Raw genomic sequence first — 11,831 nt, 5'->3', positions numbered from 1 at the left:
TGACTTTTGGCACGCTGTTGAGTTCTCAAGGAACGGACACTTCCTTCGAGCCGCATTCCTGCGAACTCTCCGGGCGCTTCGTTCTTTCGTGTTTCGAGCTTATCAGACCGTTTCCGCGGCGTTGACCGGGGATTTACGTTCTCGACTTGCTCTATTTACCGCCGTTGCACGGCGACCCGAGCAACGATAGCGGGTCGGCGGCCGAGCTCCTAATCGAGGTCGGGGGGATCACTCGGACGGCCGCGTTCGGCCCGTGCAGGCGGGGCCAGGAAGGGTGTGGCGGGATGCCGTAGAGTGCGGCGCGTTGGCCAAGAGGACTAGACCACTTGAAGGTGGCTGGCCCGGAGGAGAGGGTGCACGAAGGCCGGTTCGTGCGCTGCGGGGTGGACGTCGGGATCGATCTCCGCTCGGGCGACTCGCGGACGTTACGTCACGAAATGTCCGAGTTGGCGTAATTTGGGTCCAGCCGATCAACGGGTCGCTGCTTTGCGGCCGCACGCGATGTACTCCGTACCTGGGAGGCTCCACCATGACCACTGTCACCTCGCCGCTCGCCGGGCGTGCCGTCGGCCTTGCCAATGTGCCCGACCCGGTGTTCGCGGGAGCGATGGTCGGGCCGGGGACGGCGATCGATCCGGTGCGGGAGCCGAATGAGGCGGTGTCGCCGGTGGACGGGCAGGTGGTGTCGATGCACCCGCACGCGTTTGTGGTGATGGACGAGAACGGGCGTGGGGTACTGACGCACCTGGGGATCGACACCGTGCAGCTCAATGGGGAGGGGTTCGAGCTGCTTGTACATAAAGGGGACCGGGTGAAGCGGGGGCAACCGGTGATCAAGTGGAACCCGGCGGCGGTGGAGGCGGCGGGGAAGTCGCCGATTTCGCCGATCGTGGCGCTGGAGGCTTCGGCGGAGCAACTGAGTGAGGTTGCGGAGTCCGGTGAGGTCGCGGCCGGCGGCGAGCTGTTCGTCTGGAACTGACGGCGACGACGGGCGAAGGGGTCGGACCATGGAGCGGACGCTGCGCGGTGTTGGCGTGAGTCACGGGGTGGCCATCGGGCCGGTGCGGCACATGGGGACCGCGGTGCTGGAGCCGCCGTCCACCCGGATCTCGGCGGAGGAAGCACCGCGTGAACAGGCCCGGGCGCAGGCCGCGGTGGAGGCGGTGGCGGCGGATCTGATCGCGCGCGGGAACCTGGCCGGGGGTGAGGCGCAGGCGGTGCTGGAGGCCCAGGCGTTGATGGCGCAGGACCCGGAGCTGCTGGCGGACGTGAACCGGCGGATCTCGGAGGGCGACAGCGCGGAGCGTGGGGTGTACGAGGCGTTCGCGGCGTACCGGGCGCTGCTGGCTGCGGCGGGTGAGTACTTGGCGGGGCGGGTCGCGGACCTGGACGACGTGCGGAACCGGATCGTGGCGCGGCTGTTGGGGATGCCGATGCCGGGAGTGCCGGACAGCGACGAGCCGTACGTGCTGTTGGCGCGGGACTTGGCTCCGGCGGACACGGCGTTGCTGGATCCGTCGCTGGTGCTGGGGTTCGTGACCGAGGAGGGCGGGCCGACGTCGCACAGTGCGATTCTGGCGCGCGCGATGGGGGTGCCGGCGGTGGTGGCGCTGCCGCGGGCGACGGAGGTGGCGGAGAGGGTGGTGGTCGCGGTCGACGGGACGACCGGTGAGGTGCTGGTGGAACCGTCGGTGGAGCGGCAGGAGGAGTTGCGGCGGCTGGCGGCGGAGCAGCAGGCGGCGCTGGCGGCGTCCTCGGGGCCGGGGCGGACCTCGGACGGGTTCATGGTGCCGTTGCTGGCGAATGTGGGCGGTCCGGCGGATCTGCCGGCGGCGTTGGAGCACGGGGCGGAGGGCGTCGGGTTGTTCCGGACGGAGTTCCTGTTCCTGGACGACTCGGCGAAGGCGCCGAGTGAGGAGAAGCAGGTCCTGGCGTACCGGGAGGTGTTGGAGGCGTTCCCGGACGGCCGGGTGGTGGTGCGGGTGCTGGACGCCGGGGCGGACAAGCCGTTGGACTTCCTGACGCCCGCGGACGAGCCGAATCCGGCGCTCGGGGTGCGGGGGCTGCGGTCGTTGCTGGAGCACCCGGAGGTGTTGCGTTCGCAGTTGCGGGCATTGGCGCGGGCGGCCGAGGGGCTGTCGGCGCGGCTCGAGGTGATGGCTCCGATGGTGGCGGACCGTGAGGATGCGCGGGCGTTCGCGGAGGCCTGCCGGGGGGCGGGGCTGGACGCCAAGTACGGGGCGATGGTGGAGATTCCGTCGGCTGCGCTGCGGGCCGGGGCGTTGCTGCGTGAGGTGGAGTTCCTGTCGTTGGGGACGAACGATCTGGCGCAGTACGCGTTCGCGGCGGACCGGCAGGTGGGTTCGCTGGCCCGGTTGCAGGATCCGTGGCAGCCGGCGCTGCTGGATCTGATCGCGTCGGCCGCAGGGGCGGCGAAGGCGGCCGGGAAGAGCTGCGGGGTGTGTGGGGAGGCGGCGTCGGATCCACTGCTGGCGTGCGTGCTGACCGGCCTCGGGGTGACCAGTCTGTCGATGGGGGCGGCCGCGATCCCGTACGTGCGGTCGGCGTTGGCGCAGGCGACGCTGGCGCAGTGTCAGCAGGCCGCCGAGGCGGCGCGGGCGGCGGAGTCCGCGGCGGATGCCCGGGCGGCGGCGCAGCAGGTGTTGTCCGGGGCGTAGGCGTCCGGACCTTCGACTCCCGAGGGGTCGCTGCCACCGTGGGGGTTGGCGGCGACCCCTCGGGGCCTTTGGGAGCGCTTGCGGGTGTGGGTCGGTCGGGTGGGTCGGTCAGTGCTTGCGGGTGGTGGCGAGCTGCTCGAAGAAGCGCAGGTGGTCGAGGTTGTCGACGGAGCCGGGGTTGACCGCCTTGGTGAGGGGGGTGCCGGCCAGCAGGCGCTTGACGGGGACTTCGAGGCGTTTGCCGGTGAGGGTGTGCGGCAGGCCCTGGACGGTGATCACCTCGTCGGGGACGTGGCGCGGGGAGAGTTCGGTGCGCAGCGAGGTGCGGATCCGGCCGATGAGGTCGTCGTCCAGCTTGGCGCCGGGGGCGAGGACCACGAACAGCGGCATCCAGTAGCCGCCGTCGGGCTCTTCCAGGCCGATGACCAGGGATTCGGCGATCTCGGGGAGGCGTTCGACGACCTCGTAGATGTCGGCGGATCCCATGCGGACGCCCTGGCGGTTGAGGGTGGAGTCGGAGCGGCCGTGGATGACGACGGTGCCGCGGCCGGTGGCGGTGATCCAGTCGCCGTGTCGCCAGATGCCGGGGTAGGTGTCGAAGTAGCTGTCGTGGTAGCGGCTGCCGTCCGGGTCGTTCCAGAAGCCGGTGGGCATGGACGGGAGCGGCTTGGTGACGACGAGTTCGCCGACCGCGTCGGTGAGCGGGTGGCCGGTGGGGTCCCAGGATTCGACGGCGGCGCCGAGGCAGGGGGCCTGGATCTCGCCGAGGTACACGGGGAGGGTGGGGACGCCGCCGACGAAGCAGGAGCAGACGTCGGTGCCGCCACTGATGGAGGCGAGCCAGACGTCGGGCTTGACCTCGTCGTAGATCCACTGGAAGCCGTCGGGCGGGAGCGGGGAGCCGGTGGTGCCGAGGCAGCGGACGGCGGACAGGTCGAGGTCGCGTCCGGGGTGCAGCTCGGCCTTGCGGCTGGCGATCACGTAGGCGGCGGAGGTGCCGAGGACGGTGGCGCGGGTGCGGGCGGCGACCGACCAGAGGGCGCCGGTGTCGGGGTGTCCCGGGCTGCCGTCGTAGGTGACGATCGTGGTTCCGGTGAGCAGGCCGGCCAGCAGGAAGTTCCACATCATCCAGCCGGTGGAGGTGTACCAGAGGAAGCGGTCGTCCGGGCCGAGGTCGAGGTGGAGGGCGGCCTGCTTGAGGTGCTCGACGAGGATGCCGCCGTGGCTCTGCACGATGGCCTTGGGGAGGCCGGTGGTGCCGGAGGAGTAGAGCACCCAGAGCGGGTGGTCGAAGGGGACGGGCTCGAAGATCGGTTCGCCCCCGTTCGATGCCTCGGTGGCGGCGACCAGGTCGTCGTAGTGCAGGGCGCCCTCGGGGGCGGGGGTGTCGAGCAGCGGGACGTGGATGACCGTGCGGAGGGTGGGGAGTTCGCGGCGGAGCTCGGCGACCACCTCGGTGCGGTCGTGGTTCTTGCCGCCGTAGTGGTAGCCGTCAACGGCGAACAGGACGGTCGGCTCGATCTGCTGGAGGCGGTCGAGAACGCTGCGGGCGCCGAAGTCGGGGGCGCAGCTGGTCCAGATCGCGCCGACGGTGGCGGTGGCGAGGAGGGCGACCGCGGCCTGCGGGATGTTCGGCAGGTAAGCGCTTACCCGGTCGCCCGGGCGGACGCCGTTGGCGCGCAGCGCGGCGGCCAATGAGCCGACCTGGCGGCGCAGTTCGGACCAGCTGGTGGCAACTGGCTCGGCCGTGCGCTCGTCGAGGTGGAGGATCGCCGGGCGATCGGCGTTGGCCGGGTCCTCGGCGGCGCGCAGGGCGTGCTCGGCGTAGTTGAGGGTGGCGCCCGGGAACCAGCTCGCGCCCGGCATGGTGACCGGCTCGGTGAGGACGGCGGTGGGCGGGGTGTGGAAGCGCACGTCGAAGTACTCGGTGACGGCGGTCCAGAAGCGCGGGAGGTCCTCGGTGGACCAGCGGTGGAGGTCCGCGTAGCGGGTGGCGGCCTCGGTGTCGGTGGTGACGGGTGCGAGCGGGGCGGCCGGGGCGCCGTGGTGGTCGGCGGCCCAGCGCTGGAAGGCGACCAGGCGGCTGGCGGCGGCGCGGGTGGGGTCCGGGCGCCAGAGCGGCTCGGGGTGCGGGTCCTGCTGGTCCTGCTGGTCCTGCTGGTCCTGCTGGTCCTGGGGGGTCGGAGGGGTGCTCACGTGGTGGTCTCCAGGCCGTGGTGGGGACGGGTGGGCTTGTGGCAGGCCGTCCGTGGGTGCTGACGGTGCTGACCATGCCACGTGATCGTCCGGGGGTCCAGGGTTCGTCCTGGTGGTGGACGGTGCGGGGGTGGGGTGGCGGGTGGTGGTGGGTGGGGGTGGTCCTGGTGGTCCTGGTGGGGGTGGTGCGCGGTGGGTGGTCGGGGGTGGCCGGGGGTGGGGTGCACGGTGGGTGGGGTGCACGGTGGGTGGGGTGCACGGTGGGTGGGGGGGCGATGGGTGGGGGGTGGTGGCGGGGGTGCGCGATTGGTGGCGCGCGGTGGGTGGTCGGGGGTGGCGGGGGTGCGCGATTGGTGGCGCGCGGTGGGTGGTCGGGGGTGGCGGGGGGTGGTAGGACGGCGGGATGACGGTGGCTTATGACGTGGTGATCGTGGGTGGCGGGCACAACGGGCTGGTGGCGGCCGGGTATTTGGGACGTGCCGGGTTTCGGGTGCTGGTGCTGGAGCGGCTCGGGCACGTAGGTGGTGCGGCGGTCTCGGAGCGGGCGTTCCCCGGGGTGGATGCGCGGCTGTCGCGCTACTCGTACCTGGTGAGCCTGCTGCCGCGACGGATCCTCGCGGATTTGGGCGTGCGGGTGGAGTTGCGGCGTCGGCGGATCTCCTCGTACACGCCGTGGGAGCGGGACGGGCGGACGGGCGGGCTGCTGGTGGATGCCTCGGAGGAGCGGCGGACGGCCGAGTCGTTCCGTGAACTCACGGGTGGGGAGCGTGAGTTCACGGCCTGGCGGGAGTTCTACGGGATGACCGGGCGGGTGGCGCGGCGGTTGTTCCCCTCGTTGACGGAGCCGCTGCCTTCGCGGGCCGAGCTGCGGGCGCTGGTGGACGATCCAGTGGCCTGGGCGGAGTTGTTCGAGCGGCCGCTGGGTGAGGCGTTGGAACGGCGGTTCGCGGACGATGTGGTGCGGGGTGTCGTGCTGACGGATGCACTGATCGGAACGTTCACGCATGCGCACGACCCCTCGCTGCGGCAGAACCGGTGCTTCCTCTACCACGTGATCGGCGGCGGGACGGGTGACTGGGACGTGCCGGTGGGCGGCATGGGTGCGGTGACGGGTGCACTGGCGGAGGCGGCCAGGGTGGGTGGTGCGGAGTTCCGGACGGGGTGCGAGGTCGTCGCGGTGGATCCGGGCGGGCGAGGGCGGCCGGCCGAGGTCGGGTACCTGGACGCGGACGGGGTGGAGCGGCGGGTCGGGGCGCGGTGGGTGCTGTGCAACGCCGCGCCGGTGGAGCTGGCGCGGCTGCTGGGGGCGAGCGGCGGGGCGAGCGGCGGGGTGGGGGCGTCGGGTGCCGGGGCGGGTGGGGCCGGGGCCTGGGCCGGTACTGGGGCGGGTGGGTTGGCGGGCGGCGCCGAGGCGGGGGTCGGTGGGGCGGGGGCCTGGGCCGGTACTGGGGCGGGGGCCGGTAGGGCGGGGGTCGGCAAGGCGGGGGTTGGCGAGGGGGCGCCGGAGGGGGCGCAGTTGAAAGTCAACATGTTGCTTCGTCGGCTTCCTCAGCTGCGGGACGAGGCGGTGGACGTGCGGGATGCGTTCGGGGGGACGTTCCATGTCGCGGAGTCTTACCGGGAGTTGGAAAACGCTTACCGGGCAGCTGCGGCAGGTCGGATCCCCTCCCCCGCGCCGTCCGAGATCTACTGCCACTCGCTGGCGGATCGCTCGATCCTGGGCCCCGGCGTGCCGGCCGGCTGGCACACGCTCACGTTGTTCGGTCTGCAACTGCCGGCACGGCTGTTCGCCGGGCCAGGGGATCCGGAGGGGTTGCGGCAGGCCGCGCTGGCGGGCGTCCTGGCCGCGCTCGACGGGGTGCTGGCGGAACCACTCGCGGAATGCCTGGCGGTCGACGGGGACGGTCGGCCCTGCCTGGAGGTGCGAAGCCCGCTGGACCTGGAGGCCGATCTTCGGCTGCCGGGCGGCAACATCTTCCACCGGGACCTGGCGTTCCCGTTCCGGGAGGAAGGCAGCGTCGGGGGCGGGGGCAGGGGCGCGGGGGTTCCGGTGGCGGACTCCGGTCGGTGGGGTGTGGAGACTGCTGAGGCGCGAGTCCTGCTGTGCGGGGCCGGGGCGGTACGGGGTGGCGGGGTCAGCGGGATTCCGGGGCACAACGCGGCGATGGCAGTGCTGCGGAGGTAGGGGGCGTAGCGGGGGTTGCGGTTGCGGAAAGCGTTTACCGATTGCGTGGCGCGGCCCGGGCGAGGCAACCGGAAAGCGCTTACCGACTTCGGGCCGTCGGCTGTCAGCCGGTGGCGAGGGTATGGGCCAGCGACATGTTGACGCAGGCGCGCGGGAAAGCGCTTGCCGGTTGCGTGGCGCGGCCCGGGCGAGGCAACCGGAAAGCGCTTACCGACTTCGGGCCGTCGGCTGTCAGCCGGTGGCGAGGGTATGGGCCGTTGGGCGTTGGCGCATGGTGACGGAAAGCGCTTACCGGTTGGCTTGGGTGGTTGCCCGATTGGTGTGCGGTAAGCGCCTTCCGGCACCCTGCCCAGGCTGCCCCCGGTGCCGCGGCGTCAGTGGCGGGTGAACTCGCCGTTGAACCAGGAGTGGGCGACGCGGGTGTGGAAGGGGAAGGCCAACGGAGTTCCGGCGGTGGCGAGTTGCCAGCCTTCGGTCTCGTCGGTGGGGACGGACGGGGGGAGGTCGGCGAGGTTGCGGGCGGGGAAAAGGGCGAACAGGCAGAGGAAGCCGCCGCGGGTGTCGGAGTCGGTGGAGACCAGGCGGGCATCAGCGGGGTCCGCCAGGATGCCGGTCTCCTCGCGCAGTTCGCGGACGGCGGCCTGCTCCCAGCTCTCACCGTAGTCGATGTAGCCGCCGGGGAGGGCGAGTTCGCCGTAGCCGGGTTCGATGGTGCGGCGGATGACGGTGAGCCGGGTGTCCCCGTCGGGGTGGTGGACGGGGAGCAGGGCGACGGTGACCGGGAGCGGGTTGCGGTAGCTGATCTCGCGGCAACCGGGGCAACTGCGCGGCCAAGTCACGGTGCCGGCCGGGTACGGCGTTCCGCACCAGTGGCAGTGCGTGTTCGGGCCGAAGAGGGTGGGGCGGGCGGACGGCTGGGTCGTCATGGATGGATGGTAGTTCGATCGGGTGATGGGCAGGGCGGGAAGCGGGAAGCCGGAGCGCGGGCCGGTGATGCCGGACGGAACGCCGCTGATGTCACTGGCCAGGGGCGCACAGTGGTGCGGTGGGGCGGATGAAGGGCTTCGAGGACCGGCCGGGTGGGTGAATGCGGAGTTCGCCGTTGGAATTCGGGGGTGCGCGCGCGATAGCGATGGGTCGGCCCGTGACCGACATGGGCGTTGAATGTGATTAAGGATGATTGTGCGAGCAATTCTGGTTTCCATGGTGGCCGCAGCCTCGGCGCTCGGACTGGCGGCACCCGCGCCTGCGGCGACGCGGTCGGCAAACGGCCAGGTCGTGGTGTTCTCCACCGAGCTGCAGCCGCTGGACATCTACACCAACCCGTCCGGGTGCCAGCAACTTCCCGCCACTGCACACGTGTTGAACAACCAGACGGACAGCCCCGTACAGGTGTACGGCAACCCGCTCTGCCTCGGTCCGTCGGTGACGGTGAAGCCTGGGCATGGAACGCACGTGCCGGGTGGCGCGGGAAGCTTTTCCGCCTGACCCTGCGGGTCGGGAATTCGGGCGGAACGGTGGCGAATTGGCGGTCCACTCGCCTTTTACGCTTATCACAGAAATGCATCCAATCGGTGGCGCTGTGTCATCATGGCGATGGCCGACTTCTCGCCCGCCATGGCGAATTGGCGCACCATCAGTGCGGTCGGCTCGTTGTCTGAGGCCCCCCGGCGCACTGGCATCCCCGGGTTTGCGGCCGCCATTGAGAGGACTGCGTTTCCGTGGAGCACGTCACTGTGTCCGCTGCCCCAGAGCCGGCGGTCTCCGTCCCGGGGGCGGCTGTTGCTGTCCCGGGGGCGGCGGGCGCCGCCCGAGGGGCGGCTCCGGTCGCCTGGCGGGCGTACGCCAGGCTGGCCAAACTCGACATCTACGACTACTACTTGAGCGTCCCGCTGGTGGCCGCGATGGTGGTGGCGACCGGGTCGAATGCGGGGGTCGGGGCGAGTGTCGGCGGCATGCTGGCGGTGCTGGTGCTGTTCCTCGGCGGCGAGGTCGCGATGAGCGCGGCGATGTGCACCTTCGACGACGTGACCGGGTACCGGGACGGCAGTGACGCGGTCAACTACGGGCCGGACGCGCCGGCCCGTCGGCTGGCCCGAAAGCCTTTGGTGGCAGGCACGTTGACGGAACCGCAGGCGATCCGGTTCGGCTGGGCGACGGTGGCGGCCTGCGTGCTGTGCTGGCTTGCCGCGGTCGTGCTGGCCCCTGCCCGGCCGGGGTGGGCGGTGGCCGGGGTGGTCGCGCTGGCGGTGTGCGGCTTCCAGTACTCGTGGTGGCTGCGGATCAGCTACAACGGCTTCCAGGAGTTCTTCCTCGCGGCACTCGGTTGGCTCTTCGTGCTGCCCCTGTACGGGCTGCTGACCGGCCGGTTCGACGGCTTCGTCGCGGTGCAGGCGCTGGTGTTCGGCCTGGGTCCACTGCTGTTCGGCGTCTACTCAAACACCAATGACATCCCGGGCGACCGGGCGGTGGGCCGCAAGACGGTCGCGGTGCTGGTGTCACCGCGCGGCAACGCCGCTTTCGTGGCCGGGTGTTCGGCGCTGGAGGCGGCGCTGCTGGTGGGTTCGGCGGTCGCCGGGATCGCGCCGTGGTGGTTCCCGCTGGTGATGGCTCCCGTGATGGCACTGCGGGCCCGGCAGTGGGTGCTGGGGTTCGTCCGGGGTGACGTTCTGGTGGCGCGCCGGCTGGGCATCCACCTGCACCGCCTGTGCTGTGCGCTGCTGGTGGGCGTGGACCTGGCGGTGGCGGTGCTCGGCGGCGGGCTGTGACGGGGCCGGGCCGGGCGACCCGGCGCGGCGGCGGCCTCGCGTCCGTGGTGCGGCGGCTGCCGTTGGACCTGGGCCCGCTCTTCGACACGCTGGCCGAGCAACGCCCTTCGGTGGACGTCCGGTTGGGGCGTCCGCTGGACCTGGTGCCGGACGGCGGCACCTGCTGGGACACCGCCGGGCTGGCCGAGTTGGTGCGGGAGACCGCGGCGTGGCTGGCGGCGGCGGGTGCGCGTCCGGGGTCGTCGGTGGCGATCGTGAAGCACAACCACTGGGACTACGTCCTGCTCGCGTGCGCGGCGGCGCGGCTCGGGGCGGTGCCGGCGCTGCTCTCCGACCGGATCGCGCCGGACGGGCTGGTCGCGCTGCTGCACCGGCTGCGCCCGGACGTGCTGGTCACCCAACGGAACGTCATGGCGGGCGCCCGCGCGGCCGGGCACGACCTGGACCAGCTGGCGATCCGGACGGTGTGCCTGGACGGGCCCGTGGAGGGCGCGTTGACGCCGGACGCCCTGCGCGGCGGGGCGGTTCCGCCGGTGCACTCGCGCGGGGAGGACGAGCCGCTGGCGATCATTCACACCTCGGGCACCACCGGGGTGCCCAAGCTGGTGGTGCACTCCACCCGGACGTTGATCCGGCGGCTGTCCGCGTTCGAGGCGCGGCCCTGGCCGGTGCTTTCGGTGCGCGGCGACGACACCGTCGCCAGCGCCATCTCGTTCGCCCACGGCCGGGCCCTGACCTGGACCGTCAGCGCCTTCTGGCGCGCCCCGCGAACTGTCGCACTGCTGCCGGACTCCGACGTGTCGACGGCCGCTGCGCTGCTGCGCAGCCACCCGCCGACCGTACTGGAGGCGATGCCGTCGAACTATGTGCGGTGGCAGCAACTGGCTGCTGGCGGGGACGGGGGTGCTGGGGAGTCTGGTACGGCGGGCGGGTCTGCTGGGCCTGTTCGGTCTGATGGGTCTGCTGGGCCTGCCGGGGCGAATCCGTTTCGGGACGTGCGACTGTTCATCTCGACCTTCGATGCGATGCATCCGCCGACAGTGCGGGCCTTCCTGCAGGCGAGTCGGCGGCGTCGGCCGTTGTGGATGCAGGGTTGGGGGCAGAGCGAGACCGGTCCGTTGAGCTTCCGGTTCCTGACTCGGAAAACGCTTTCCGGGCCTGCTGGACGGCATCCGACCACGCGTGATCTGGGGCGTCCGGTGCCCGGGTGGGTGCGCGTGAAGGTGGCCGATCCGGAGCGGCCCGGGCGGTCGGTGCGGCGCGGCGAGACGGGCATGCTGTACGCCCGCACCGGGGCGCTGTGCCTCGGCTACCTCGGCGAACCGGAGCGGTGGGCACAGAAGGTCGACGGCTTGTGGTTCAACACCGGCGACCTCGGGATGCACACCCGGGACGGTCGGGTCTTCGTGCTGGACCGGGAGGTGGACATGGTTCCCGGGCTGAGCTGCGTCGAGATCGAGGACGTGCTGCACGAGCGCCTGCCGGACGTCGAAGAGGCCGTGCTGCTCTCGGTGGCGGACGGCCATCCGCAGCCGGTGCTGGTCACCGCGGCCGGCGAACTCGACCCCCAGCGTTGGCAGGACGCGGTGCGTGATCTGCCGCCGCTGGCCGAGCCGTTGATCGTCCCCTGGGACGCGGTGCCGCGCACGGCCACCGGGAAGGTGCGGCGACACGAGCTGCGCGAGCAGGTGTTGGCGGGGAGTTCGCCGATCGGGACCGGGCGATGGACGTGAGGCGATGGCGGGTGGCCGGTGAGCGCGGGCTGGTGGAGGCGGGCCGGTGGACGGTGAGTGGAGCCAGGTCGAGCGGCCGGATGCGGTGGCTCGCGGCGGACGGGCTCGGGGTTGGCGATTGTCCGCGCAGGGACTGACCGGCTGTCGAGAGGGCTGACAGTTCTGGGCGAGTGGTCACGCGACGGAGATTGTCTACGCGGAGATCAACTCGCCCAGAGGGCGCTGATCGTTTTTGGACAGCAGTGATCACGCCCCGGAGATTGTCTACGCA

The 11,831-nt window shown here is 71.8% G+C and carries 8 protein-coding genes; 6 read left to right on the top strand and 2 right to left on the bottom strand.

What is annotated here, in order from left to right; translation table 11 throughout:
* The first annotated feature begins 529 nt into the window (after positions 1–529).
* Positions 530–979 (top strand): PTS sugar transporter subunit IIA, encoded by a 450-nt coding sequence (locus tag ACZ6R9_RS29360; RefSeq protein WP_380484850.1) that lies wholly within the window; start codon positions 530–532, stop codon positions 977–979.
* A gap of 28 nt (positions 980–1,007) precedes the next feature.
* Positions 1,008–2,678 carry a phosphoenolpyruvate--protein phosphotransferase gene (gene ptsP / locus ACZ6R9_RS29355; protein ID WP_465541481.1) on the top strand — a complete coding sequence of 557 codons (1,671 nt, stop codon included), beginning with the start codon at positions 1,008–1,010 and terminating at the stop codon, positions 2,676–2,678.
* Positions 2,679–2,786: 108 nt separating this feature from the next.
* Here the strand turns inward: ptsP and ACZ6R9_RS29350 are convergent, their stop codons facing one another.
* Positions 2,787–4,874: an acetoacetate--CoA ligase gene (locus tag ACZ6R9_RS29350; RefSeq protein WP_465541479.1), complete on the bottom strand. Its 2,088-nt coding sequence runs from the start codon at positions 4,872–4,874 to the stop codon at positions 2,787–2,789.
* A gap of 403 nt (positions 4,875–5,277) precedes the next feature.
* Between ACZ6R9_RS29350 and ACZ6R9_RS29345 the strand changes: the two genes are divergently transcribed.
* Positions 5,278–7,059, top strand: coding sequence for a phytoene desaturase family protein (locus ACZ6R9_RS29345; protein WP_465541477.1), 1,782 nt, complete (start codon positions 5,278–5,280; stop codon positions 7,057–7,059).
* Between the two features lie 374 nt (positions 7,060–7,433).
* On the opposite strand, the gene ACZ6R9_RS29340 is transcribed toward ACZ6R9_RS29345, so the two are convergent.
* Positions 7,434–7,985: an NUDIX domain-containing protein gene (locus ACZ6R9_RS29340; protein ID WP_380484856.1), complete on the bottom strand. Its 552-nt coding sequence runs from the start codon at positions 7,983–7,985 to the stop codon at positions 7,434–7,436.
* A 250-nt stretch (positions 7,986–8,235) separates the two neighbouring features.
* On the opposite strand from ACZ6R9_RS29340, the gene ACZ6R9_RS29335 reads away from it, so the two are divergent.
* The 3 genes from ACZ6R9_RS29335 (at position 8,236) to ACZ6R9_RS29325 (ending at position 11,560) form a co-directional block, all read left to right on the top strand.
* Entirely contained in the window at positions 8,236–8,547 is a 312-nt protein-coding gene (locus tag ACZ6R9_RS29335; protein ID WP_465541475.1) for a hypothetical protein, read from the top strand.
* A 248-nt stretch (positions 8,548–8,795) separates the two neighbouring features.
* Positions 8,796–9,827 (top strand): UbiA family prenyltransferase, encoded by a 1,032-nt coding sequence (locus ACZ6R9_RS29330; protein WP_465541473.1) that lies wholly within the window; start codon positions 8,796–8,798, stop codon positions 9,825–9,827.
* On the top strand, positions 9,824–11,560 hold the full coding sequence (locus ACZ6R9_RS29325) for a class I adenylate-forming enzyme family protein (RefSeq protein WP_465541471.1): 1,737 nt from the start codon (positions 9,824–9,826) through the stop codon (positions 11,558–11,560). The genes ACZ6R9_RS29330 and ACZ6R9_RS29325 overlap by 4 nt, the downstream gene beginning before the upstream one ends.
* The last annotated feature ends 271 nt before the right edge of the window (positions 11,561–11,831 follow it).

The organism is Kitasatospora sp. NPDC048662 (assembly GCF_055587065.1).
The sequence above is the reverse complement of the archived record's forward strand: the minus strand, read 5'-3'. Positions and strand labels throughout refer to the sequence as shown.

Excerpts from the sequence above, each read along its gene's own strand:
- ACZ6R9_RS29360 (WP_380484850.1), top strand. The coding sequence starts at position 530 with ATGACCACTGTCACCTCGCCGCTCGCCGGGCGTGCCGTCGGCCTTGCC.
- ptsP (WP_465541481.1), top strand. The coding sequence starts at position 1,008 with ATGGAGCGGACGCTGCGCGGTGTTGGCGTGAGTCACGGGGTGGCCATC.
- ACZ6R9_RS29345 (WP_465541477.1), top strand. The coding sequence starts at position 5,278 with ATGACGGTGGCTTATGACGTGGTGATCGTGGGTGGCGGGCACAACGGG.
- ACZ6R9_RS29340 (WP_380484856.1), bottom strand. The coding sequence starts at position 7,985 with ATGACGACCCAGCCGTCCGCCCGCCCCACCCTCTTCGGCCCGAACACG.
- ACZ6R9_RS29335 (WP_465541475.1), top strand. The coding sequence starts at position 8,236 with ATGATTGTGCGAGCAATTCTGGTTTCCATGGTGGCCGCAGCCTCGGCG.